This is a genomic window from Streptomyces macrosporus, assembly GCF_039533145.1.
GTDB lineage: Bacteria > Actinomycetota > Actinomycetes > Streptomycetales > Streptomycetaceae > Streptomyces > Streptomyces macrosporus.
Genome location: NZ_BAAASZ010000028.1, coordinates 19,297 through 42,600, shown reverse-complemented (window position 1 = coordinate 42,600; position 23,304 = coordinate 19,297). Strand labels below are relative to the sequence as shown.

Annotated in this window: 21 protein-coding genes; 8 read left to right on the top strand and 13 right to left on the bottom strand. The window is 72.2% G+C overall.

The annotated features are described in order from the left end of the window. Positions 1-197: 197 nt before the first annotated feature. Positions 198-863: a nicotinamide riboside transporter PnuC gene (gene pnuC / locus ABD335_RS20985; protein WP_344325822.1), complete on the top strand. Its 666-nt coding sequence runs from the start codon at positions 198-200 to the stop codon at positions 861-863. Beyond that, positions 860-1,957 (top strand): AAA family ATPase, encoded by a 1,098-nt coding sequence (locus tag ABD335_RS20980; RefSeq protein WP_344325819.1) that lies wholly within the window; start codon positions 860-862, stop codon positions 1,955-1,957. The genes pnuC and ABD335_RS20980 overlap by 4 nt, the downstream gene beginning before the upstream one ends. Before the next feature lie 100 nt (positions 1,958-2,057). Here the strand turns inward: ABD335_RS20980 and ABD335_RS20975 are convergent, their stop codons facing one another. Next, a complete protein-coding gene (locus ABD335_RS20975) occupies positions 2,058-2,783 on the bottom strand; it encodes an excalibur calcium-binding domain-containing protein (protein ID WP_344325816.1) in 726 nt (241 codons plus the stop codon). 569 nt (positions 2,784-3,352) lie between these two features. Here ABD335_RS20975 and ABD335_RS20970 point away from each other — a divergent pair. The 4 genes from ABD335_RS20970 (at position 3,353) to ABD335_RS20955 (ending at position 7,341) form a co-directional block, all read left to right on the top strand. After that, positions 3,353-3,778 carry a hypothetical protein gene (locus tag ABD335_RS20970; RefSeq protein ID WP_344325813.1) on the top strand — a complete coding sequence of 142 codons (426 nt, stop codon included), beginning with the start codon at positions 3,353-3,355 and terminating at the stop codon, positions 3,776-3,778. Between the two features lie 73 nt (positions 3,779-3,851). Beyond that, a complete protein-coding gene (locus ABD335_RS20965) occupies positions 3,852-4,358 on the top strand; it encodes a DUF2199 domain-containing protein (RefSeq protein WP_344325810.1) in 507 nt (168 codons plus the stop codon). Positions 4,359-4,777: 419 nt separating this feature from the next. After that, a complete protein-coding gene (locus ABD335_RS20960; protein ID WP_344325807.1) occupies positions 4,778-6,802 on the top strand; it encodes an N-6 DNA methylase in 2,025 nt (674 codons plus the stop codon). A 95-nt stretch (positions 6,803-6,897) separates the two neighbouring features. Continuing rightward, positions 6,898-7,341: an NUDIX hydrolase gene (locus tag ABD335_RS20955; RefSeq protein WP_344325804.1), complete on the top strand. Its 444-nt coding sequence runs from the start codon at positions 6,898-6,900 to the stop codon at positions 7,339-7,341. Between the two features lie 47 nt (positions 7,342-7,388). Here ABD335_RS20955 and ABD335_RS20950 read toward each other — a convergent pair whose 3' ends face one another. The 4 genes from ABD335_RS20950 to ABD335_RS20935 all read right to left on the bottom strand — a co-directional run bounded on the left by ABD335_RS20950 (position 7,389) and on the right by ABD335_RS20935 (position 11,343). Then, on the bottom strand, positions 7,389-8,039 hold the full coding sequence (locus ABD335_RS20950) for a class I SAM-dependent DNA methyltransferase (protein ID WP_344325801.1): 651 nt from the start codon (positions 8,037-8,039) through the stop codon (positions 7,389-7,391). Positions 8,040-8,115: 76 nt separating this feature from the next. Continuing rightward, positions 8,116-8,943 carry an AAC(3) family N-acetyltransferase gene (locus tag ABD335_RS20945; protein ID WP_344325798.1) on the bottom strand — a complete coding sequence of 276 codons (828 nt, stop codon included), beginning with the start codon at positions 8,941-8,943 and terminating at the stop codon, positions 8,116-8,118. A 206-nt stretch (positions 8,944-9,149) separates the two neighbouring features. After that, the gene (gene mgrA, locus ABD335_RS20940; protein WP_344325795.1) at positions 9,150-10,139 is read right to left on the bottom strand and encodes an L-glyceraldehyde 3-phosphate reductase; all 990 of its coding nucleotides are present in this window, start codon (positions 10,137-10,139) and stop codon (positions 9,150-9,152) included. 175 nt (positions 10,140-10,314) lie between these two features. Continuing rightward, positions 10,315-11,343 carry a S66 family peptidase gene (locus ABD335_RS20935; RefSeq protein WP_344325792.1) on the bottom strand — a complete coding sequence of 343 codons (1,029 nt, stop codon included), beginning with the start codon at positions 11,341-11,343 and terminating at the stop codon, positions 10,315-10,317. A 664-nt stretch (positions 11,344-12,007) separates the two neighbouring features. Between ABD335_RS20935 and ABD335_RS20930 the strand changes: the two genes are divergently transcribed. Continuing rightward, positions 12,008-13,165 carry a cellulase family glycosylhydrolase gene (locus ABD335_RS20930; RefSeq protein ID WP_344325789.1) on the top strand — a complete coding sequence of 386 codons (1,158 nt, stop codon included), beginning with the start codon at positions 12,008-12,010 and terminating at the stop codon, positions 13,163-13,165. A 137-nt stretch (positions 13,166-13,302) separates the two neighbouring features. Here ABD335_RS20930 and ABD335_RS20925 read toward each other — a convergent pair whose 3' ends face one another. Together ABD335_RS20925 and aroD are read right to left on the bottom strand one after the other, a co-directional pair. Beyond that, complete coding sequence (locus ABD335_RS20925) at positions 13,303-14,523, bottom strand: right-handed parallel beta-helix repeat-containing protein (RefSeq protein ID WP_344325786.1); 1,221 nt, start codon at positions 14,521-14,523, stop codon at positions 13,303-13,305. Between the two features lie 374 nt (positions 14,524-14,897). Beyond that, positions 14,898-15,674, bottom strand: coding sequence for a type I 3-dehydroquinate dehydratase (gene aroD / locus ABD335_RS20920; protein WP_344325783.1), 777 nt, complete (start codon positions 15,672-15,674; stop codon positions 14,898-14,900). 178 nt (positions 15,675-15,852) lie between these two features. On the opposite strand from aroD, the gene ABD335_RS20915 reads away from it, so the two are divergent. After that, the gene (locus tag ABD335_RS20915) at positions 15,853-16,899 is read left to right on the top strand and encodes a glucose 1-dehydrogenase (RefSeq protein WP_344325780.1); all 1,047 of its coding nucleotides are present in this window, start codon (positions 15,853-15,855) and stop codon (positions 16,897-16,899) included. Positions 16,900-17,028: 129 nt separating this feature from the next. Here ABD335_RS20915 and htpG read toward each other — a convergent pair whose 3' ends face one another. The 6 genes from htpG to ABD335_RS20885 form a co-directional block, all read right to left on the bottom strand. Continuing rightward, positions 17,029-18,957 carry a molecular chaperone HtpG gene (gene htpG / locus ABD335_RS20910; RefSeq protein ID WP_344325777.1) on the bottom strand — a complete coding sequence of 643 codons (1,929 nt, stop codon included), beginning with the start codon at positions 18,955-18,957 and terminating at the stop codon, positions 17,029-17,031. A 247-nt stretch (positions 18,958-19,204) separates the two neighbouring features. Beyond that, positions 19,205-21,040 carry a DUF262 domain-containing protein gene (locus tag ABD335_RS20905; protein WP_344325774.1) on the bottom strand — a complete coding sequence of 612 codons (1,836 nt, stop codon included), beginning with the start codon at positions 21,038-21,040 and terminating at the stop codon, positions 19,205-19,207. A 411-nt stretch (positions 21,041-21,451) separates the two neighbouring features. Further along, positions 21,452-22,570, bottom strand: a complete 1,119-nt coding sequence (locus ABD335_RS20900) for a methyltransferase domain-containing protein (protein ID WP_344325960.1) — start codon at positions 22,568-22,570, stop codon at positions 21,452-21,454. 53 nt (positions 22,571-22,623) lie between these two features. After that, positions 22,624-22,758 (bottom strand): hypothetical protein, encoded by a 135-nt coding sequence (locus ABD335_RS20895; protein WP_344325771.1) that lies wholly within the window; start codon positions 22,756-22,758, stop codon positions 22,624-22,626. Between the two features lie 98 nt (positions 22,759-22,856). Further along, positions 22,857-23,051 carry a hypothetical protein gene (locus ABD335_RS20890; RefSeq protein ID WP_344325768.1) on the bottom strand — a complete coding sequence of 65 codons (195 nt, stop codon included), beginning with the start codon at positions 23,049-23,051 and terminating at the stop codon, positions 22,857-22,859. Next, entirely contained in the window at positions 23,048-23,251 is a 204-nt protein-coding gene (locus ABD335_RS20885; RefSeq protein WP_344325765.1) for a hypothetical protein, read from the bottom strand. Before ABD335_RS20885 ends, ABD335_RS20890 begins: the two co-directional genes overlap by 4 nt. Positions 23,252-23,304 lie beyond the last annotated feature (53 nt).

Below are 23,304 nucleotides of genomic sequence, written 5' to 3'. Positions count from 1 at the left end.
ACGATGAAGCTGTGAACTTAGCTTATCTGCGGGGATGGTAGCAGCGCCGCCCGCCACAATGAACGAAGGCGACCCATCCCCCGAAATCGCGCACCGCCATCCCCGGCCGAGCCGACATCCGTTCCGCCGCCCCAATTCCCTTGCCGTCGCGCGACGACCCCCGTTATCGTCAGTCTGACATTTAAGGAGGTCGTCGCGTGACCGACATCGCGGACCTGCTCGCTCCGCTCCAGGAGCCCCTGTTCACCCTGCTGGACACCCCCGTGAGTTGGACGGAGGTGCTGGGCTTCGGCAGCGGGGCGCTGTGCGTGTGGCTCGTCGCCCGTCAGCACATCGCCAACTGGCCGATCGGCATCGCCAACAACCTGTTCTTCATCCTGCTGTTCACCGGCGCCGGCCTGTACGCGGACGCCGGGCTCCAGGTCGTCTACATCGCGCTGGCGGCGTACGGCTGGTGGTCGTGGGTCCGCGGCGGGCCGGAGGCGGCCTCCGGGCGTCTGCCGGTCACCCGCACCGACGCCCGCACCTGGTGGGTGCTGGTGCCGGCGACCGCGGCCGTCACCGTGGGCCTGACCCTGCTGCTGGACCGGGCCACCGACTCCACCGTGCCCTTCTGGGACGCCCTGACCACCGCCCTGTCGCTGGCCGCCACCTACGGCCAGTGCCGCAAGAAGGTCGAGTCCTGGTACCTGTGGATCGCCGCCGACGTCGTCTACGTCCCCCTCTACGCCTACAAGGGCCTCTACCTCACCGCGCTGCTCTACCTGGGCTTCATGGCCCTGTGCGTGGTCGGGCTGGTGGGCTGGCGGCGTGAACTGGTCGGCCGCGCGGGTTCCGACGTCCCGGTGGGAGCGCCGGCGTGAGCGGGACCGCCGGGGAGTTCGGGCACGGGCTGGTGCTGGGCAAGTTCTATCCGCCGCACGCCGGCCACCACCATCTGGTCCGCACCGCCGCCGCGCGCTGCCGCCGGCTCACCGTGCTGGTGTGCGCCTCGTCCGTGGAGTCGATCCCGTTGGAGGACCGGGTCGCGTGGATGCGGGAGGCGCACCCCGAGGAGGGCGTCGACGTCGTCGGCGCGGTGGACGACGTCCCCGTCGACTACTCCGACCCCGACGTCTGGGACGCCCACATGGCCGTCTTCCGGGCCGCCGTCCCCGAGCCGGTCGACGCCGTCTTCACCTCCGAGGCGTACGGCGAGGAGCTCGGCCGCCGCTTCGGGGCGGTGTCGGTCGCCGTCGACGTCGACCGCACCGCGTACCCCGTCTCCGGCACCGCCGTCCGCAAGGACCCCGTCGGCTGCTGGGGATACCTGGCGGCTCCGGTGCGGGCGGCCCTGGCCCGCCGGGTGGTCGTGGTGGGCGCGGAGTCCACCGGAACCACCACCCTGGCCCGCGCCCTGGCCGAGCACTACCGTTCCCGCGGGGGCGTGTGGGCCGACACCCGCTGGGTGCCCGAGTACGGGCGGCGGCACAGCGAGGAGAAGTACGCGCGGCTGCGGGCGGAGAAGCCCGACGCGCGGTTGGAGGAACTCGTCTGGGAGTCGGGCGAGTTCGAGCTGATCGCCGAGCGGCAGCTCGCCGACGAGGACGCCGCCGCGCGCGTCGGGTCGCCCGTGCTGTTCTGCGACACCGACGCCCTGGCCACCACCGTCTGGCACGAGCGCTACGTCGGCGGCCGCAGCCGCGCGGTGGAGGCGATCGCCGCCCGCGGCGGCCACCACCTGTGGCTGCTCACCGACCACGAGGGCGTGCCCTTCGAGGACGACGGGCTCCGCGACGGGGAGCACCTGCGCGCCTGGATGACCGACCGCTTCCGCACCGAGCTGTCCCGCCGCGGCCTGCCCCACCTGGTCCTCACCGGCCCCCACGAGGAGCGACTGCGCACCGCCGTGGCGGCCGTCGACGGACTCCTCGCCCGCGGTTGGCACTTCGCCGACCCGCTCCCGGTGAACGGCTGACCGCCCGCCCCCGCCGCCGCATCCGGAGACGGCCGGCCACCGCGCCCCCCTGCGCGGTGGCCGGCCCGTAGGTGGGGAGGACGGTCAGGCGGTCACGCGGTCAGGAGTCGCAGCCGATGCCGTCGCCGTCGCGGTCGAGGTGCCTGCCGTAGCCGGGCTCCCCGATGCGGACGGGGGCCGCGCCGGCCGCTCGGGCCGCGGCGCGGTTCTCGTGGTGGACGCCGCTCGAACCGCCGCTCCCGGTGGAGGAGTCGTCGCCGGTGTCGTCCTCCCGCGCGGGCTCCGGGGTCGGGGTGGGCCCGGGCTCCACGGTGATCGTCACCTCGGCGGTGCCGGTCGATTCGTCGCCGCCGTCCCGCACGGTGAGGGTGTAGACGAAGGCGTCCTCGCCGTCGAAGCCGGCGTCCGGCTCGTAGACGACGGTGCCGTCGCGGACCTCCACGGTGCCGTGCGCCGGATCGGTGTCCACGGCGACCTCGAAGTCGTACGCCGCCAGGTCGCCGACGGGCTTCGGGGAGCCGGCGAGTCCGTCGGTCAGGGTGTCGTTGCCGACGACGTCCACCTCGACCGCCGCACCGGCCCGGGTGGTCCCGCTGTCGTCGAGGACGTCGAGGGAACCCCTCGACTCCCGGGACGCCGTGGACGCCTCGGAGGTCGGGGACTGGCTCACGGGAGCCGGCCCGTCCGCCGCCCCGCCGTCCTCGTCGTGGGAACAGTTTCCGAGCAGCCCCAGCAGCAGGACGGCGATCACCAGGCAGCCGCAGCCCAGCTTCACGTCCTTCCCCTCGACCGGGCCGTTGCCGTTCCCCCTGGCGACCGGTGCCATGGACCCTCCCGGACGGATGACGACGCCCTGGCCACAGGGCGGCGCGGTGGTGATTTCCGAGGCGCGGCGCGTGAGACGGGCGCGGCGCGGCGGAGGGCGATGAACGCCCTCGACGCTCCGTCACTCTATACGAGAAACATTGACAGAGTTCACGAATGACGTTATCGGAATGGCTTGTATGACACTTGCCAACTCGTCCGTTATGTGAGTCGAATTGACGGGCAGGCAGGTAGTCGACGCCCTTTCCCGCGCCGGCGGACACGGCGGAGGCCCCGCGGCGGCGGGCCCGCCACGGCTCGGACCAGGACTCGGGCCAGGACTCGTGGGACGCCGCACGCCAACCCCGCGCCGTCGAGCGGCCGTCGGCGCAGGACGGCACGCGTCACCGCCGAGGGCTCCACGCGAGGACGGCGCTCTGGCCGAGGAGTTCCTGTCCGGAAAGTCCCGGGGCGTGGGCCTCGGCGTCGCCCGGCCCCCACCACGGCCACGCTTTCCCCGACGGGGATACGATCCCGTCCCTCCCCGTCGACGCCTCCGGAAAGGCGCCTCCCGAAAGGCAGGGGCAACGCATGGAACAGGACGCGCCGGAGCACGCCGGCGCCCTCCGCGACGCGGCCTCCCCCTCGTGGTCGGTCCGGGCCTCCGCCGGGCGGCGACTGGCGGCGCACGCCGACGCGCCCACGGCGGCCGAGGCGCTGCACCATCTCCTGCTCGACGCGTACGACACCGCCGTGACCCAGGAGACGGCGGAAGCGCTCCTCGGGCGCGGCGACACGACCGGGCTGCGACTGGTGCTCGCCGCCCTCGGACGGGCGGAGGACGCCGAGACCGGAGACCACCTGTACGCGGCGGTCACCGACGTCTGCTGTCAGTCCGCCGAGGACGTCCGCCGCCTCGCCGCCCTGTGTTCGACCCTGGCGGCCTCGGACCCCGATCCCGTGGTCCGGGCGGAGGCGGAAGGGCTCCTGCGGGACTTCGGGCCGGCCGACCGGTAGCCGAACTCCTCCCGCCCCCGACCCACACGCCCGCGCCGCGGGGGATGTCGCACCCGGCCACTACGCTGCGCCCATGACCGACGCACCCGGTTTCACCTGCTCCTGCTGCGGTGAGCACCACGCGGAGCTTCCAAAGGGCTACTCCACGACGGCCCCCGACGTCTGGAACGAGGACTTCGCGAACGATCCCGACAGCATGCTCTCCTCGGACCGGTGCGTCATCAAGGGCGAGCACTTCTTCGTCAAGGGCTTGATCGAGATACCCGTACTCGACGACGGGAGCGTCTTCTCCTGGGGCGCGTGGGTCTCCCTCTCCCGGGAGAACTTCACCCGCGCCGTGGAGTTGTGGGAGACGCCCGGCCGCGAGGCCGAGAGGCCCTACTTCGGTTGGTTGTGCACCGAGTTGGGGCTCTACTCCCCCAGCACCGTCAACTTGAGGACGAACGCCCACACGCGTCCGGTCGGGCAGCGGCCCTTCATCGAACTGGAGCCCACCGACCACCCCCTCGCCGTCGAGCAGCGCACCGGGATCACCCTGAACCGCGTACGGGAGATCGCCGAGACCGTCCTCCACCCGTGAGGAGACGGCGGGGAGACGGCAGGGACACCGGGGAACCATGCCGGACCGGGCCACCGCGGTGACCCGGTCCGGGGCTGCGCCGGGCAGGCGTTCACCGCCTGCCCCACCCCCCAACGGCGCGGCATCAGCGTAACAGATGATGTGATGAGTGAACAGAGTTCACCAATCAGCCCTGCCGGCCAGGACTCCCGTCCCGCGCGAGACGGGCGGGCGACACGCCGTCCGGCGCACCCCCGCTCGTTCCACTTTTCCTCTTCACCGCGTTTTCGCATGTAAGCGCACATCTTCACCTTGTGAACCCAGTCAATGAGCGTAGTAACCTGCCCAGTAACGCGGGTTGTTCGATTCCAGGCCCGACCGCTGTTCTTCGAATTCGAACAGCCGCCCGCGGTGACCCGTCGACGACCTCGGAGATCTCGATGCCTTCCACACGCGCAGTTCCGGTCACTCTCGCGGAGATCGCGCGGATCGCCGGGGTGGGGCGAGCGGCCGTCAGCAACTGGCGCCGCCGCCACGACTCGTTCCCCGAGCGGATCGGCGGCACCGACGCCAGCCCCCTGTTCTCCCTCGCCCAGGTCGAACAGTGGCTGCGGGAGAACGACAAGCTCAAGGACGTCGGGGACCGCGAACTGCTCTGGCCCGGCTTCGAGGCCCTCGGCAGCCGGGACGAGACGGGCCTGGCCATCGCCGAGGCCGGCCGGCGGATGCGCGGCAATCGCGCCAGGGCGTCGGGCCCGGGGCTGTCGGAGGAGGCCCGCGAACTGGTCGGCGAGGCCGTGGCCCTGGGGCGGCGCGAGGGGGCGCGGGAGACCTTCGAGTTCCTGCTGCAACGCTGGCTGGACGCCCACGTCCGCCAGGTCAGCGCCAGCCCCCGCCCCCTGGCGACCCTGATGACCGAGGTCGCCTTCACCGCCCGGCCGCCGCGGTCCGGCGCCCCGCTGACCGTCCTCGACCCGGCCTGCGGCGCCGGCCATCTGCTGGACGCCGCCGCCCACGCCGCCACGGAGGCCGGCGCGGGTCCGGTCGCGCTGCTGGGCTGCGACAACGACCCGGCCCTGGCCGCGCTGGCCGCCGCACGGCTGGCGTTCGTCGCGGACGAGGCCGACGAGGTGACGGCGGACGTGCGCGAGGGCGACTCGCTGCGCGCCGACCCGCACGCGCGGGTCGCCGCGGACGTCGTCCTGTGCAACCCGCCGTTCAACGAGCGCGACTGGGGCTACGAGGAACTCTCCACCGATCCGCGCTGGGTGCACGGCCTGCCGCCGCGCACCGAGTCCGAACTCGCCTGGGTCCAGCACGTTCTGGCCCGGCTGCGGCCCGGCGGCACCGCCGTCCTGCTGCTGCCGCCCGCCGTCGCCTCCCGCAAGGCCGGGCGCAGGATCCGCGGGGCCCTGCTGCGCGCCGGACTGCTGCGCGCCGTGATCGCCCTGCCCCCCGGCTGCGCCCAGCCGCACAGCGTCTCGCTCCACCTGTGGCTGCTGAGCACCCCCGCCGGCGCCGAACCGGCGCGGTCCCCCGGCGTGCTGCTGGCCGACGCGTCCGACTCCCAGCCGGCGGCGGGCCGTGAGGGCGGCGTGGACTGGGAGGCGCTGGGCGACTTCGTGCGGTCCGCGATCGGGGCGTTCGAGCGGGGCGAGGACGACCTGCCGGACGGCGCCCGGCGCATGGCCGTCATCGACCTGCTGGACGAGGAGGTCGACCTCACTCCGGGCCGGCACGTCACCCCCGCCGCGGTCGGCGAGGACCTCCACCTGGAGGACGCCTGGCGGGAGTTCGCCGAGGCCGTCGGCGGACTGCGGACCACCGGCACGGCACTGGCCGCCCTGGAGCCGACCGGCGCGGACGCGGGCAGGCGCCCGACGACGACCGTGGGAGAGCTGGCCCGCGCCGGGGCGCTCACCCTGCGCGGCGGCCAGCAGCCGCCGGAGGGGACGGTCGTGAACGGCGAGCCCGCCGACGACGGCGTGCCCCTGCTGACCGTCGCGGACCTGGTGCAGGACAGCGGCCCGACCGGCTGGCTGCACCGGACCGACGTGGCGGAGCGCAGGATGCTGGTGGCCGAGCCCGGCGACGTCGTGGTGGCCGGGGTGATCCGCGCCTTCACCGCCTGGGTCCACCAGGGTCCGCCCACCGTGCTCGGCGCCCAGCTGTACTCCCTGCGCGTGGACCCGGAGAAGATGGACGCCTGGTTCCTGGCGGGCTGTCTGCGGGCACCGTCCAACGGCCGGCAGGCGGGCACCCACGCCTCCAGCGCCTCGCGGGTGGACGTGCGCCGGCTCCAGGTCCTCCAGCTCCCCCTGGCCGAGCAACTGCCCTACAGCGAGGCGTTCCGACAGCTCACCGCCTTCGAGGAGTTCCGCGCCCGGCTGGACGACCTCTCCTCCCGGCTGGTGCGCGACCTCAGCGACGGCCTGGCGACGGGACGGCTGTCGACGAAGCGCTGACCCGTCCACGGGAGCCGTCCGCGCCCCCGGCCCGTACGGGCGCCGGCGTCCGCCGTCCGCCCGGCCGTCACACGGCGGCCGGCAGAATCGGACGCATGGCACACCAGGACGGGACGGTCCCCGCGCACGACGCCGGCGGACGGGCGCCCATGGCGGTGGTCACCGCCGTGATCGTCCGGGAGGGCCGCCTGCTGGTGGTGAGCAAGCAGGCGGCCCCGGACGTCTTCTACCTGCCCGGCGGCAAGCCCGATCCGGGCGAGAGCCCGCTGGAGACCCTGGCGCGGGAGCTGGACGAGGAACTCGGCGTGGAGCCGCTGGAGCCGCGCTTCCTGACCGATGTGGAGGCCGTGGCCGCCCTGGAGGGCGTGCCCATGCGCCTGACGGTGTTCGAGGCGCGCGTCGACGGGGAACCCCGTCCCGGGGCCGAGCTGGCGGACCTGCGGTGGATCTCCGGCCACGAGGGCGACCTCCGGTTCTCCCCCGCCCTGCGCGACCACGTGCTGCCGCTGCTGCGGCGGCGCGGCACGCTCGCCGCGTAGGCGCGGGAGCGGGACGGCGCGGGAGCGGGACGGCGCGTCCGGAGCGGCTACGGCCTCTGTCGCTTGCGGGCCAGGAGGAAGGCCTGCGGGGTCCTCTCCTCCTCGGGCTCGCGCAGCACCCGGGCCCGCACCTCGAATCCGGCCGCGTCCAGCAGTCCGGCCACGTGGTCGGGCCGCAGGCGGTGGAAGTCCAGCGAGATCTCGTGGCCGAACACCTCGTCGAGGTGCAGGGGTTCGTCGCCGGTCTGGAAGGCGAGCAGCAGGTGGCCGCCCGGCGCCAGCACCCGGTGGAACTCGCCGAACGCGTCCGGCAGCAGCTTCGGCGGGAGGTGGATGACGGAGTACCAGGCGACGAGGCCGGCGAGCGAGCCGTCCGCCGCGTCCAGTTCCGTCATCGTGCCCTCCGAGAACCGCAGGCCCGGGTGCGTCCGCCGGGCCAGCGCGACCATCGCGGGCGACAGGTCGACGCCGAAGGCGTCCACTCCCAGGGTGTGGAGGAGGGCCGTGATCCGGCCGGGCCCGCAGCCGACGTCGGCGACCCGCCCGCCGCCGGCGGCCCGTACGTACTCGGCGAACGCGACGAGCACCGCCCGGTTCAGCGGCCTGTTCTCCGGGTCGCCGGCGGCGTACTCGGCGTAGTCGGCGGCGATGGCGTCGTAGGAGGCCCGGGTGGCGCTCAACCAGGAGAGTTCGGTCATGGGCCCGGACGGTAGTCGCGTCCGGGCGGCGGAGGGGTCGTTCTCCGCCACCCCGAGGGGCGGCCCGGGGACGGGGTCAGCCCAGGGGGAACGTCCCGAGCGGGCCGCCGGCGACGGCGTCGCGGCAGCGCCGGCAGTCGGGGTCGGCGCAGCGGGTCGCCTCCGGGTCGGCGGCGATGGCGGCCGACGCGGCGGCGAGCGCCCGCGCCATCGGATGGGCGGTCCACCGGGAGGCGCCCACCGAGACCGTGCGCGCGTACGGGCGCAGGACCGGCTCCAGCCGCGGGAAGCCCTCCGAGCAGCCGCCCGCCTCGACCGTGACGACGCGGCCGTCGGCCACGCGGCCCCAGCGGAGGAACAGGCGCCGCCCGGCGAGCTGTTCGGCCAGGTGCAGCGGGGTCATCCGGTTCAGGCCGACCCCGAGCAGCAGGACGGTGCCGTCGCGCTCGGCCAGGGCCCGCAGGGGGCCGTGGACGTCGGCTGGGCTCTGAGGGGCGACCAGTTCGGCGGCCAGGGGCCCGACGGCCGCGAAGGAGCCCGTGGGATGGTCGCCGCGGTGTGCGCCGTCCCGGCCGATCAACGTGGCCGGAAACGTTCCCATGTCCGGGTCGATCGGGCCGTGGTCGGTGGTGTACGGCACGCCGACCGGGCCGGGCCCGTCCGCGTAGAGGACGCCGTTGCGCTCGGGACGCACCCCCTCGGGGGCCCATGTCCCGCAGTGGGAGTGGCTGAAGGACGGCACCAGCACCGTGCGCCCGCGCGAGAGCAGGGCGTCCAGCACCGCGTCCGCGCCGCCCTCGACGGGTTCGCCGAACGACCGCAGCGACGCGTGCACCAGGACCGGACCGCCGACCGGCACCAGGGCGTCCACGGCTTCGACGAGTTGCCGGCTGGTGATCGTCACGGCGTCTCCTTCGGTGGGCGGGCTCCCGACGGGCCGGTTCGGCACGTTACCCGGTGGACCGGGAGCGGCCCACCGGACAACCGGCCGTCGACCGCGCGGATCGAGCCGACCGCCGACGGCGCCGCGCCGTCCGGATCCGCTGTGGCCGGACGGCGCGGCGCCGGTCGTGCCGCGCCCTTCTCCGCTCCGCTCGCGTCCGTCCGGGGCTACCGGGCGTGGCGGTCGATCTCGGCGAGTTCCTCGTCGGTGAAGTCGAGGTTGCCGATGGCCGCGACGTTGTCCTCCAACTGCTTGACACTGCTGGCCCCGATGAGCGCGGAGGTCACCCGTCCACCGCGCAGCACCCAGGCGAGGGCCATCTGCGCCAGGGTCTGGCCGCGCCGCCGGGCGATCTCGTCGAGCGCGCGGACCTTGCCCAGGGTCTCCTCGGTGATGCCCTCGGCGGTCAGGAACGGGCTGGCGCTCGCGGCCCGGGAGTCGGCGGGGATGCCGGACAGGTAGCGGTCGGTCAGCAGGCCCTGGGCGAGCGGGGAGTAGGCGATCGAGCCCGCGCCCGCCTCCTCCAGGGCGTCCAGCAGACCGTCCTCCACCCAGCGGTTGAACATCGAGTACGACGGCTGGTGGATCAGCAGCGGGGTGCCGAGGTCGGCCAGGATGCGGGCCGCCTCGCGGGTCTGCTCCGGGTCGTAGTTGGAGATGCCGACGTACAGCGCCTTGCCCTGCCGGACGGCGGTGTGGAGGGCGCCCATGGTCTCTTCCAGGGGCGTGTCGGGGTCGGGGCGGTGGGAGTAGAAGATGTCCACGTACTCCAGGCCCATGCGGCTCAGGCTCTGGTCCAGGCTGGCCAGGAGGTACTTGCGCGAGCCCCATTCGCCGTACGGGCCGGACCACATGTGGTAGCCGGCCTTGGTGGAGATGACGATCTCGTCGCGGTAGGGGCGGAGGTCGCGGGCGAGGTGCCGGCCGAAGTTGGCCTCGGCCGCGCCGGGCGGCGGGCCGTAGTTGTTGGCCAGGTCGAAGTGGGTGACGCCCAGGTCGAACGCCCGGCGCAGGATCGCCTGCTGGGTCTCCAGCGGCCTGTCGTCACCGAAGTTGTGCCACAGCCCCAGCGAGATCGCCGGCAGCTTCAGTCCACTGCGGCCGACACGACGGTAGGGCATGGTGTCGTATCGGGTTTCCGCGGCGGTGTAGGTCATGGTGCTCCTCGACGGTGGGAAAGAGCGTGGGCGTTGGGCCGAGCGGTTCGGCCGTCGCAACGCTACCCCGACACGGGCGGGCGTCGCGATCATGATTCCGCGGTGTGACCGCCCGGTCGGCGGGGCGCCGGCCGGCGGGTCCGCGGAGTGCGGATCCGGTGCGTGGCGCCGGGCGTCAGTCCAGCGTCTGCACCAGTTCGTGCCGGGTCGCGGTGTGGACCACGCGACCGCGCGCCCCGTTGACGAGGGGCAGGTACGGCGGGACGTGGCCGCACTCGACGTCGGCGATGATCGGCACGCCCAGGAGCCCGAGCGCGTCCAGCACGGCCTCGTGCTGGGTGAGCGTGTCCGCGTCGGGTGCCGCGGTCCGGCCGACCAGGATCGCGTTGGCGGCGTCGAAGAACCCGGCCAGTCTCATGCCGTGGAGGGTGCGGCAGATCGTGAAGGCGTTGTCCTCCGCCGCCTCCACGTACACCAGCAGCCCCTCCGGGGCGTGGGCACGGGCGAAGGCCGCGACGTCGCCGTAGGGCGTCCCCGCCAGGTTGCACAGCATCTCGACGCAGCCGCCGACGAGGCGCCCCTCGACCTCCACGTCGCCGTCGCCGTCCAGCCTGGTCCACGTGCCGACGGCGTCCAGGGCGTACTCGCGCACCCGCGGGTGGGTGCGGTAGTCGTCCCAACCCCCGGCTCGGTACCGGCCCGGCGAGGTCTGCGCGAACCGGCTTCCCTCCGGCAGGGCGACGATGTCCGGCCAGGAGAGCAGCCCGTCGGGCGTCCGGTAGGGGGTGTCCATGAGGTTGTTGCCGTGGAGGGTGGCGGTTCCGGTGAGGAGCGTCAGCGGGGTGAGGACGGTCGAGACGTCCGAGAAGCCGACGAGCCAGGTGGGTTCGGCCTCGCGCAACCGGTCCCAGTCGAGCAGGGGCAGCAGGTCGATGGCGGTCTCCCCGCCCCACGGCGGGACCACGGCCCTGATGTCGGGGTCCGTCAGCATCGCCGTCAGTTCCTCCGCGCGGTCCGCGGCCGGGGCGCTGACGTGTCCGGTGCCGTCCATGCAGCGGCCGACGACCACCTCGTAGCCGCGCGCCTCCACCGCGCGGATCGCCACGTCGAGACGCTCCCGCAACTCCTTCGCGACGCCGCTCGACGGCGAGGTGACGGCGACCCGGTCACCGGGGCGCAGGGGGCGGGGGTATCGGATCGGCATGGTCGGCAGTCTGGCACGGGGGCTTCCCCGGGCTCCTCCGATTTTCGTCGCCGTACCCGGCGCGGCGCTCCGAATTCCGGTGAGCGATTTCCGTGTATCGGGGAAACGGCCGATCGAAAGCGGTTTCTCTCGTCGAGGAACACGCCGCGATCACGTCATGGCGCGGGTGGCGGTTTTCTTTTCCGGGACGCTCGCGGGCGAACGACGGACGCATCACGAGCGTCACCGGTATTGACAGGGCAAGAACAATCGGGCCTCATATGGAGGCGGCATTCGCGCCGCGCTCGCAACGGTGTCACCACCGGACGGCCCGGGGGGCGTGGACCCACGCGCCCACCTCCCGAGCGTCTCCGTCCTTCCCCCACCCCGACGAAGCACCGGTGACAGCGGCACGACCAGGGACGGTCCGACGCCCACAGGCGCACGGTACGCCTCGGCACGATCGGACAACGTTGTCACCCATGACAACCCCATGACAACGATGTCTTTCCAGGCCGTACACACCCGGCCCCGGACGGGACACCGTCTCCCGGAACCACTCACCCCCGTCCCACGGCCCGCCGCCCGTCCGGGCGTTCCCAGGGACCCACCCCCCACGGGGCCCCTGGGAACGCCCCCGGGGAACGGCGGCCTCCACGGGACACGGCACGTCTCAGGAGAGAACATGGCACAACGATCGAGAAAGCCCCTGGCGGCCCTGGCCGCGGCGCTGGCCGGTGTGGTCGGCCTGCTGCTGCCGGTGTTCGGCCCGACCGACGAGGCGGAGGCGGCCACCGGCATCCGCGTCGCCAACGGCCGCGTGTACGAGGCCAACGGCAACGAGTTCGTGATGCGCGGCGTCAACCACGCCCACGCCTGGTACCCCGGCCGGACCTCCGCCTCCCTCGCCGGCATCAAGGCCAAGGGCGCCAACACCGTCCGCGTGGTGCTCGCCAGTGGCCAACGCTGGACCAGGACGAGCGCCTCCGAGGTCTCGTCCATCGTCGCCCAGTGCAAGCAGAACAAGCTGATCTGCGTCCTGGAGGTGCACGACACCACCGGGTACGGCGAGCAGAGCGGCGCCGCCACCCTCTCCCATGCCGCCGACTACTGGATCGGCGTCAAGAGCGCGCTGGTCGGCCAGGAGAACCACGTCGTCGTCAACATCGGCAACGAGCCGCACGGCAACACCGGTTACGACCGGTGGACGGCCGACACCACCGCCGCCGTCCGGAAGCTGCGCGACGCGGGCTTCGAGCACGCGCTGATGGTCGACGCCCCCAACTGGGGCCAGGACTGGTCGGGCACCATGCGCGCCAACGCCTCCACCGTCTTCAACGCGGACCCCAAGCGCAACACGATCTTCTCGATCCACATGTACGGGGTCTACGACACCGCGTCCAAGGTCCAGGACTACCTGAACCACTTCGTCGGCAACCGACTGCCCATCGTGGTCGGCGAGTTCGGGCACCACCACTCCGACGGCGACGTCGCCGAGGACGCGATCATGTCGACCGCGCAGTCGCTGCGCCTGGGCTACCTGGGCTGGTCCTGGAGCGGCAACGGCGGCGGGGTCGAGTACCTCGACATGGTCAACGGCTTCGACCCCGACTCCCTGACCGGTTGGGGACAGCGCATCGTCAACGGCGCCAACGGCATCGCCTCCACCTCCCGGCAGGCCACCGTCTACGGCGGCTCCGGCGGCGGCAGCGGCTCCGGCGGCACGGCGCCGAACGGCTACCCGTACTGCGTGAACGGCGGCGCCTCCGACCCCGACGGCGACGGCTGGGGCTGGGAGAACAGCCGGTCCTGCGTCGTGCGGGGCGGCGCGGCCGACCGCTGAGGCACCCCGCCTGCCTCCGCGCCTCCGCCGGTCGGGGTGGTCGCGACGGCGGACGGACGGGGCTCCTTCCCGCCCGGTCTCCCGGACGGGAAGGGGCCCGCCGTCTCTCCGTGTCCGCTCTCCCGTCCCGGCCGCGCTCAGCAGGTGCTGCGGCTGGTGTTCTCCAGCGTCAGGTTCCGGTAGGTGATGTTGGTGCCGCAGGGGCTCTCCCGCAGCGAGGTGTTGGTCAGCCTCAGGTTCTGCAGGGTGATGTCGCGGTTGCCCGGGAACTCGCTGCGGGCCGCCAGCCTGACCTCGCCACCGCCGCTGACCGTGCCGCTCTGGCCGGCGATGGTGACGTTGTAGCAGTTCTCGATCAGGATGGCGTTGTTGCCCGTGTTGGTGAGCGTCACCCGGTCGATGACGGCGCCGCCGCTCTCGGAGACGCAGAACACCCCGCGTCCGCCGCCGCGCGCGATCACCTCGCCGACGCGGATGTTGGTCGGGTAGGCGTCGCCGATCCGGCCGTTGCGGTTGGCCATGCGGAACGCCGCGTAGCCGGTGCCGGTGCCGGTGTTCTCGGCGTCGACCCTGCCCACGGTGGCGTTGACGGTGTCGTTCAGCAGCAGGCCCGAGTAGGCGACGTTGCGGGTGGTGACGGTGCCGATGGTCAGCCCGTCCACCCCGTAGGTCTCCACGCCCTGGTTGCCGGCCCCGGAGATGTAGACGTTGTCGATCCGGATGTTGCGCGAGCGCACCGAGCGGTCGCCGTGGTTGTCGATCCGGACGCCCAGGCCGCCCGAGAGCCGCATGTCGATCTGTCCGAGCACCACGTTGTTCACGTTGCGCATGAAGATGCCGTACAGCGGGCTGCCGGTGAGGGTCAGGTGCCCCACCTCGACGTTCGAGGTCCCGCGGGAGTAGATCGGTGCCTGGTCGCCGGAGCCGGAGCCGGTCACGTTGATGGTGCCGCACACGTCGATCGCGGTGTTGCTCGGCAGCGACACCCGGGTGCCGGCGCTGATCGAGCCCGAACCGCGCACCACCACGCGCTCCTTGGAGGTGCGGTTCGGCGTCAGGCTGTTCACCGCCGCCTGCATCGCGTCGCGCATGCTGGAGCCGGTGTAGACGGTGCTGCCGCCCCGGCGGGCGGTCCAGGTGCTGCCGCTCAGCACCGCTTCGGCCTGATAGGAGCCGTCGCCGCAGGCGGCCGCCGCCGCGACGGCGGACGACTGCCCGGACCGCTCCGGGCGTGCCGGGGACTCCACGGCCTCGACCGAGGTCGTCGCCAGCGTTCCCAGCGCGGTCACCGACAGCAGACCGGCCGTGACGGCGGCGAGCGTGCGCTTCCTGATGGGTCTCGCGGCTCCGCTTCCCATCCTTCAACTCCTTTGTGGGGGGTGCGTGTGGGGGTGCGCGCCTGCCGCGGACGGTCCCGGGCCGTGCGATCCGGCCGGGTGGGTCCGCCCCGCCGCGGCCGTCCCCGACCGGTTCGGGAGAGAAGCGGGAAAGAACGGGGAACGGCGCGGAACACAGAAGGTGCGGTAAGCGCTTTCGCAGCGCCGTCGAGTATTGCAACGTTTCATTCAGAGGGTCAAGAAGGCGAACGGAAGGGGAAATCCCCGCCGCGACGGTCGACTTCCCCCACGTCCGGCCTCTCTCCGCCCCCGCGCTTTCGCGACCAGCGCTTTCCCTCTTCCCGCGCTTCGCCCTGCCCGGGGAACCCTCCCGGACGTCCCCGGACGGCCGGGCGTCAGACCGCCCGGTCCAGCACCTCCAGCACCGAGCGCAGCTCCGCCACGTCGATCTGCCCCGGCGCGGAGGCCGTGCCGACCATGCCGAACGTCGCCGCGGACCCGAAGACCCGGCCCGCCAGGCGCGAGACCAGCCCCAGCCCGCCCATCGCCATCGTGATCAGGGGCCGGTCGGCGTACTCCTCGCGCATGGTGCGCGTGGCGTCCAGCAGGGTCAGCACGTCGGCGGCCGAGTGGGGCATCACGGCGATCTTGCAGATGTCGGCCCCCACGTCCTGCATCTCCCGCAGCCGCGCGACGATCTCGTCCCTGCTCGGGGTCCCGGAGAAGTCGTGGTTCGAGGCGACCACGGGCACCCCCTGCTCGTGCGCGGCCTCGACGATCCGCCGCACCACCTCGGACGCGCGCCGGTACTCCACGTCCACCAGGTCCACGTGCCCGGAGCGGACGACGGCGGTGGTGAGCTCGCCGTACGCCTCGTCGTCGAGGTCGGCCCGCCCGCCCTCGGCCCGGGTCCGGCAGGTGAACAGCAGGGGGAGGCCCGCCAGTCGGTCGGTCAGCTCCCGCGCGGTGGCCGTGACGGCGGCGGTGTCGGTGAGGGGGGCGAAGTGGTCGACGCGCCACTCGGCCGCGTCGGGACGCACGTCGAGGAGGGCGTCCACCTGGCTCCGGAGCTGCTCCGGAGAGCCACCGGTGAGCGGCGCGATGACCTTGGGGGTGCCCTCCCCGAACGTCACCCCGCGCACCGTGACGGTCCTGATCGCCCTGCCGGCCATGCCTCTCCTCCGTCTCACGCGTCCCACGGGTCCCGGTGGCCCCGGTGATTCCCGGGGGTACATCATCGCGCTCCGGGCCGCACGCCGCCGCCGCGCCCTGTTTCCCCCGTTTCCCCCACCTCCGGGTCGGGGAACCCGGCCCCACGTACCGCGCCGGACGAGGCAGGAAGGCCAGGGGATGAAAGCGATCACGGTGGTGCCCGGCGAACCGGACCGGGTCCGAGTGGAGGAGGTGCCCGAACCCCCGGTGGAGGAGGGCTCGCTGCTCGTCGAGGGACGCCTGCTGGGGGTCTGCGGAACCGACCGCGACATCGTGGAGGAGGGCTACGGCGAGCCGCCGTCGGGCCGGGACCGGCTGATCGTGGGACACGAGTCGCTCGGGGTGGTGCTGGAGGCGCCGGACGGGTCCGGCTTCTCCCCCGGCGACCACGTGGCGGGGATCGTGCGGCGGCCCGACCCGGTGCCGTGCGAGCCGTGCTCGCGCGGCGAGTGGGACTTCTGCCGCAACGGACGGTTCACCGAACGCGGCATCAAGGGCCGGAGCGGCTACGGGTCCGAGCGCTGGCGCGTCGAACCGGAGTACGCGGTCCGGGTCGACCCCGCCCTCGGGGACCTGGGCGTGCTGCTGGAGCCCACGTCGGTGCTGGCCAAGGCGTGGGAGCAGACCGACCGGATCTTCGAGCGCTCCACGTGGCGGCCCAGGACGGCGCTGATCACCGGGGCCGGCCCGATCGGCCTGCTGGCCGCGCTGATGAGCGTCCAGCGCGGGCTGGAGACGCACGTCCTGGACCTGAAGGACACCGGACCGAAACCGGACCTCGTCGCCGACCTGGGCGCCACCTTCCACGCCGGAAGCCCGAAGGACGTCGGTGTGGAGCCCGACGTCGTCGTCGAGTGCACCGGCCACGGCCCCCTGGTCTTCGAACTCACCCGGACGGTCTCGCCCAACTCGGTCGTCTGCCTCACCGGCATCTCCTCGGGTTCGCGCAGGGTGCCCGTCGGCCTGGACGAGGTCAACAAGGAGATGGTGCTGGAGAACATCGTACTGTTCGGCTCGGTCAACGCCGCCCGGCGCAACTACGAGCAGGCCGCCGAGGCGCTGGCCCGCGCCGACCGGAAGTGGCTGGAGCGGATCGTCACCCGTCGGGTGCCGATGGACGACTTCGCCGACGCCCTCCACAAGGGCCCGGACGACGTCAAGGTCGTCGTCGACCTGCGCGCCTGACCCGCGTGCCGGCGGCACACCGGCACCGACCACGACGGACCGCCCCGGCCCGGTGCCGGGGCGGGCGCCGCGGCCGGACCGTACCGTCCGCCCGGCCGCGGCGCTCGGGCCGTCACGACGCTCGGGCCGTCACAGGGCGCGCTCCAGACGCTCCGCGAGGAGCCTGGTGAAGCGGGCCGGGTCGTCGGGGCGACCGCCCTCCGCGAGGAGCGCCATCCCGTGGACGATCTCGGCCATGGCGGCCAGGTCCGGGTCGGACGCGCGGTCGGCGTGGGCCTTCCGCAGGCCGATGATCAGAGGGTGGTCGGGGTTGAGTTCGAGGATGCGCTTGCTCTCGGGCATCTCCTGGCCCATGGCGCGGAGCATGTTCCGCAGGCCGGGCGTGACGTCGTCGGTGTCCGAGACGACGCAGGCCGGCGAGGTGGTGAGACGGGAGGACAACCGCACCTCCTTCACCTCGTCGCCGAGCCGCTCGCCCAGCCACGCCAGCAGGTCGGCGTACTCCTGCCGCTGCTGCTCCCGCTCCGCCTTGGCCTGCTCCTTCTCCTCCGCGGTGCCGAGTTCGGCCTCCCCCTTGGCGATGGACCGCAGCTTCCTGCCCTGGAACTCGGGCACCGCGTCGACCCACAGCTCGTCCACCGGGTCGGTCAGGACGAGCACCTCCAGGCCCTTCTCCCGGAAGGCCTCCATGTGCGGCGAGTTCTCGACGGCGGCGCGGGACGGGCCCGTCAGGTAGAAGATGTGCTCCTGCCCCTCCTTCATCCGCTCGACGTACTCCTGGAGGGTCGCCGGCTTCTCCGCGTCGTGGGTGGTGACGAACGAGCAGGCCGCGAGGATCGCGTCGCGGTTCTCGAAGTCGTTGAGCAGCCCCTCCTTGACGACCGGGCCGAACTCCCGCCAGAACGTCGTGTACTTCTCGGGCTGCCTGGTCCTCATCTCCTTGATGGTGGACAGCACCTTCTTCGCCAGCCGCCGGCGCATCATCTGGATGTGGCGGTCCTGCTGGAGGATCTCGCGGGAGATGTTGAGCGACAGGTCCTGGGCGTCGACGACGCCCTTGACGAAGCGCAGGTACGGCGGGACCAGCTCCTCGCAGTCCTCCATGATCAGCACGCGCTTCACGTAGAGCTGCACGCCCCGCTTGCCCGACGAGAACAGGTCGCGGGGCGGCTGCGCGGGGAGGAAGAGCAGCGCCTGGTACTCGAAGGTGCCCTCCGCGTGGATGCGGATGGTCTCCAGCGGGTCGGTCCAGTCGTGGCTGATGTGCTTGTACAGCTCGTGGTACTCCTCGTCGGAGACCTCGTTCCTGGGCCGCGCCCACAGGGCCTGCCGGGAGTTGATCGTCTCCGGCTCGGACTTCTCGCCGTCCTTCCCGTCCTCGTCCTTCTTCTCACCGGACGCCGTGATCAGCCTGATCGGCCAGGTGATGAAGTCCGAGTAGCGCTTGACGATCTCCTTGATCTTCCAGGGGGACGTGTAGTCGAAGAGCCGGTTGTCGTTGTCCACCGGCTTGAGCCGCAGGGTGACCGCCGTGCCCTGGGGCACGTCGTCCACCGTCTCGACGGTGTACGTGCCCTCGCCGGTCGACGACCACCGGGTGCCCGTGGTCTCCCCGGCACGGCGGGTCAGCAGCGTGACCTCGTCGGCCACCATGAACGCGGAGTAGAAGCCGACGCCGAACTGCCCGATGAGCCCCTCCGCGGCGGCGGTGTTCCCGGCCTCCCGGGCCTCCGTCAGCTTCTGGAGGAACTCCGCGGTGCCGGACTTGGCGATCGTCCCGATGAGCCCCACGACGTCGTCGCGCGACATCCCGATGCCGTTGTCGCGCACCGTCAGCGTGCGGGCGTCCTTGTCCGTCTCGATGTCGATGTGCAGGTCGGAGACATCGGCGTCCAGCGTGTCGTCGCGCAACGCCTCGATGCGGAGCTTGTCGAGCGCGTCGGAGGCGTTGGAGATCAGTTCCCGCAGGAACACGTCCTTGTTCGAGTAGATCGAGTGGACCATCATCTGGAGGAGCCGGCGCGCCTCCACCTGGAACTCGAACGTCTCGGCCGTCATGGTCGTGGATTCCCCACCAGGTTCTTCCGTCGCCGGAGGGCCGGGGCGCCGCCGGGCGGCGCGGGCCTTCCGAACGTGCCTTTTACGCTGATGGTATGCGGTACGGGCGTTCGATCCGCGCGCGCCCGGTGGGGCCGGAGCGGCCCGGCGCCCGCGCCGGGCGGACGCCGGGTTCAAGACCGGCCGCGTTCTCTGCGTCCCGCACCGGGTCCGTGGGAGCCCGGGCGGGGTGCAGGGCTGCGGCTGGTCATTCGTCGCCGATATCCTCGGCGAGGAGCTCGCCGGCGGACGGCCAGATCCGCAGCGCGAGGTTGGCGAGGTAGGTCCCCCACCGGATGATGCGGGTCTCATCCCAGGTGCGCCCCCAGTCCTCCAGCTCGGCGCCAGGCGGAGGATTGAGCAGAGTGCCGTGGGTGAGACGGAGCAGACTGTGCTCACCAAGCCACTGCCGCTTCTCGTGCCATCCCATATTGCCGATGGCCGGGTTGAGTTTCGCGGTCGCCAGAGTGAGGTTGCCGAGCGTGTGGACGATCTCGTCCCGGGCGGCGGCCGCGTCAGGGGCGTCACTGCTGATCGGCCAGTTCTCCTGCCAGCTCTGCGGCATGACGTGCTCGATGGTGAGCTTGGACCCGATGTTCTCCCCGACGGGAACGGTGAGCTGCTCGGTCAGCGGCGTGCGCAGGGCATCCTCCAGCGCCTCGAGGAGGATGCGCACCCGGTGACGGTAGAGACGCTGGTAGATCGGATCGGTGACGAGCGCGTTCCGGAACTCTTCATCGGTTGGCCACTGACGGTGCTGCCCCTGCATGGCCGCCAGTGTCTTGAGAATCGCCTCGTCAGCCTGGTCAGGCTGCTTGATCGCGGCGCCGACGAGATCCCGGAAGACGTGGTTGTAATCCCTGTTGCTGAGGTTGAGGATGGAACGTCGTACGAGATAGCTGTCGATACCCCGGATCGCCCGTACGCGCCGCTGCTCGGACAGCCGTTCCCCCATCCCGTACAGGCACAGGAGTAGAGGCATCGGCGTGGACAGCTGCATGACCTTCATCCGGTACAGGAAACGGCCTTCCGCTCCGTCCGGCGCACGGTTCTCCAGACCGTCGTAGATCTCCGCGTAGCGGGAGAGTTCCGTGAAGATCTCTTCGACGGAAACCTGCTGTCCGCGCTGCCAGCGATCGAACTCCTTGAACAGAGCGGGGAAGGTGAAGTCCCGCTGGGTTCGCATGGTGAGCCAGTGGGTCAGGAAGACATCGAGCCGACTGCGCGTGATACGCCCGGTGGTCTGGTCGACTCGCCATTCGTCCTGGTCGAAGGGCTCCCAGTAGGTGCTGTACAGACGGCCGGTGTCCATTCCGGCGTGCTCGGCTTCACGGAACAGCAGGTTTTTCACCAAGTCCGCGTGTTCGAGCGGGGTGCCGCGGCTGTTGAGGGTTTCGAAGACCATCTGGGCGTCATCGTGTTCCTCCAGATCGATGATGACCAGCCTCAAATGCTCTCGGAGGGTCTGGACCAGGCTGCCGAGCCTCTGCTTGGGGTCCTCGCTGTCCTCCAACCAGTCGTTGACAACGCGTTGAAAGTAGGTGACCGCCTCGGACAGACGTCCCTTGCCGTCCTCTCCGCTCATCACGGAGCGGAACTCGTCCCGGTCGGCGTTGGTCGGCCAGACCTTGAAGCGGTGATCCGGGTTGCGCGCGGTGTCGTACAGGTCCGGGTCGTTCTCCAGGAACCTGCTGAGCAAGCGCACGGAGCGGTCATCCCCGGCTTTCTGGGCGGACTGGCGTGCGGCGAACAGGAACAGTTGCAGGGTGGTGAGCCGCTGCTGGCCGTCGATGACCTGCCGGGCCTCCAGGTCCGAAGAGGCGTAACGCGCCTCGTCGAAGACCACTGCACCCAGGAAGTGCGGAAAGACGGTGTCACCGGTCTCCGCCGCTCTCTCGGCCTGCTCGGCGGTGCGGCGAATGTCCTCCCAGAAAGCGGTCCAGTTGTCGTCTCTGTTCCACACGTACGGCCTCTGGAAGAGGGGCACCATGTATCGGATATCCCTGCCGAAGATCCGCTTCAGGTCGACCGTGTCGGCACGCACTCAGGCTCCTTCCATTGGTATGACCTGGATCACGGTACCGACCTTCGCGCGGCATTGTAGGGGGATCGTCCCGATCAAGCCGGGGAGTGAACCTGCGTTGTCGGCCGGTGGTTCAACGAGGAAGGCTGCGTGTCGACGGGCAGGGGAACCCCGTCGAGGCAGTGGTCCGCGGGGGTGCTGAGGGGCTGTGGCTTGCCGACCGTGCCGTTGGGAGCATAAGCGAGCGGTTGGAGGGTTACTCCGAGTCGCTCGCTTACGGGACCGCTCCCGGTGACACCGCGGGCTGGGTGGTCGTCACCACCACGGCGGTGATGCTGCTCCGACCGCCGCTACGTCCTCCTTCAGAGGAATTCGGCCCGTCACCATGGCGCCGCCCCGCCATCCGCCGGGAAGCGGACGGGCGGGGCGGCGTCACACGGGCCAGGAGTCGGCCGGGTCGTCCAGCCACACCCGCTGCCCCTCCGGCGTGACGGTGAGCCCGAACCGCTCGTGTCCCGGTCTGCCCCGCTCCTCCCACCACCGGTGGGCGGCCGCCACCTCGTCCCACAGGCGGCGGGGCCCGGCCTGCCAGACGCGCGCCGTGTCCCCGTCGCGGAACATCACGCAGGCCCAGGACCGGTCGGTGAGCCCGTACCACCACACCGGCCGGGCCCCGTCTCGCTTCTCGGCCACGACGCACAGGCAGTCCGGGACGCGGAGCCCGACCGCGAACCGCCGCACACCGAACCGCTCCCCGGTGATCTCCTCCTCCGGCAGCGAGGTGGCGGACTCCTCGCCGTCGGCGACGCTGCCCGTGACGTACGCGGAGTGCACCACGGGCGGCAGGCGCTGGGCCCGCAGCTTCATGAACTCCACCGGCCCCGTGAAGGCCCCCGACGCGCTCCGTCCGTCGCGGGAGACGACCAGCCGGGCCACGGCGTCGCCGTTGCCGTAGTGCGTCCCCCACGGGACCACGATCCGGCCGCCGGGACGGCACTGCTCCACCCAGGCGTACGGGACGGAGCGCAGACCGCACGTGGCGATGACCCGATCGTAGGGCGCGCCGCCGGGAAACCCCCGCGCACCGTCGCCGTGGACGACCCGGACGGGCAGGCCGAAGGCGTCCAGCGCCCTGCGCGCGGCGTCGGCCACCGCCCCGTCCACCTCCACCGTCACCACGTTCGCGGCGCCGAGGCGGTGGGCCAGGAGCGCCGCGTTCCACCCCGTCCCGGTGCCGATCTCCAGCACCCGGTCGCCCGGCCGCACGTCCAGGTCCCGGAGCATCCGGAACACCACGGACGGCATGGACGCCGAGGAGGTGGGGACCTGCCCCGGCTCGGTGCCGGTGTGCCGGCCGTCGTCCCACTGGGTGACGACCGGCACGTCGGCGTCGGCGTACCGGGCCCAGGCGTCCGGGTCTTTCCTCAGCGACACGGCGACGCTGCGTCCCGCGTCCATGTCGTACGGCCAGATCAGCTCCGGCAGGAACGCCGACCTCGGCACGGCCGCGAAGGCGGGCGCCCAGTCCCGGGAGAGGACTCCCGCCGCCATGAGGGCGCGCCCCAGCCCGGTGCGGCCGGGGCGCTCCTCGTGTGCTTCGGTGCTCACCGGCCGTCGTCCGCCTTGGGCGGGTTGGGGACGCCGGGTCCGCCGTCCGGGGTGGGCGGCTGGTGCGGGCCGGGGTAGGGCTGCCCGGGGAGCTTGTCGCCGCCGTCGTTCTGCCGCGTTTGGTTCGTCATGCTCTCTCCCTCTGTTCTGTCTGCTCTGTGGTTCCGTGCGCCGTCCGCCGCCGGAGGCGGGACGGGTTCCTCGGCCCGGCCCCGGTGGGGCCGGGGGTCTACCGGGCAGGGGCGTGGTACCGCTGCCAAATCGCCTCCCGCACCAGCCCGTTGAGGGTCCGGATGCAGCCCTCGCAGGCGTACAGGTCGGCGTGCTGCCCCTCGACCTGCACCGGCCCGATCCACGTCACCGGGATCCCCGGGCGGAGGCAGTAGAGCCAGCACCGCCCGGTGACCCAGGTGCGGGGCCTCACCGACACCGCTCCTGGCTGTACCGGTTCGCCACCCGCACCCCCGCGCTCAACTGCTCCTCGGGAGTGAGCAGACGGGTGTTCTCGGGCAGGCACTCCCACTCCCGGCCGCCTCCGGGCGGGCGGAGGAAGTACCGTCCGCCGCTCTTGCCCATCAGCTCACCGATCCGGTTGCGCGTGGTGTCCATGAGGTACGTCGCCATGCTCACTCCCGTGCTGCGCGTGGTGGCTTTCCGTATCCACTCACTCACAGATT

Coding starts and splice junctions, on each gene's coding strand:
- ABD335_RS20930 (WP_344325789.1), top strand. CDS start 12,008: ATGGCACAACGATCGAGAAAGCCCCTGGCGGCCCTGGCCGCGGCGCTG.
- ABD335_RS20950 (WP_344325801.1), bottom strand. CDS start 8,039: ATGACCGAACTCTCCTGGTTGAGCGCCACCCGGGCCTCCTACGACGCC.
- ABD335_RS20965 (WP_344325810.1), top strand. CDS start 3,852: ATGACCGACGCACCCGGTTTCACCTGCTCCTGCTGCGGTGAGCACCAC.
- ABD335_RS20935 (WP_344325792.1), bottom strand. CDS start 11,343: ATGCCGATCCGATACCCCCGCCCCCTGCGCCCCGGTGACCGGGTCGCC.
- htpG (WP_344325777.1), bottom strand. CDS start 18,957: ATGACGGCCGAGACGTTCGAGTTCCAGGTGGAGGCGCGCCGGCTCCTC.
- ABD335_RS20885 (WP_344325765.1), bottom strand. CDS start 23,251: ATGGCGACGTACCTCATGGACACCACGCGCAACCGGATCGGTGAGCTG.
- mgrA (WP_344325795.1), bottom strand. CDS start 10,139: ATGACCTACACCGCCGCGGAAACCCGATACGACACCATGCCCTACCGT.
- ABD335_RS20895 (WP_344325771.1), bottom strand. CDS start 22,758: ATGACGAACCAAACGCGGCAGAACGACGGCGGCGACAAGCTCCCCGGG.
- aroD (WP_344325783.1), bottom strand. CDS start 15,674: ATGGCCGGCAGGGCGATCAGGACCGTCACGGTGCGCGGGGTGACGTTC.
- ABD335_RS20925 (WP_344325786.1), bottom strand. CDS start 14,523: ATGGGAAGCGGAGCCGCGAGACCCATCAGGAAGCGCACGCTCGCCGCC.
- ABD335_RS20970 (WP_344325813.1), top strand. CDS start 3,353: ATGGAACAGGACGCGCCGGAGCACGCCGGCGCCCTCCGCGACGCGGCC.
- ABD335_RS20960 (WP_344325807.1), top strand. CDS start 4,778: ATGCCTTCCACACGCGCAGTTCCGGTCACTCTCGCGGAGATCGCGCGG.
- ABD335_RS20900 (WP_344325960.1), bottom strand. CDS start 22,570: ATGGCGGCGGGAGTCCTCTCCCGGGACTGGGCGCCCGCCTTCGCGGCC.
- ABD335_RS20975 (WP_344325816.1), bottom strand. CDS start 2,783: ATGGCACCGGTCGCCAGGGGGAACGGCAACGGCCCGGTCGAGGGGAAG.
- ABD335_RS20955 (WP_344325804.1), top strand. CDS start 6,898: ATGGCACACCAGGACGGGACGGTCCCCGCGCACGACGCCGGCGGACGG.
- ABD335_RS20915 (WP_344325780.1), top strand. CDS start 15,853: ATGAAAGCGATCACGGTGGTGCCCGGCGAACCGGACCGGGTCCGAGTG.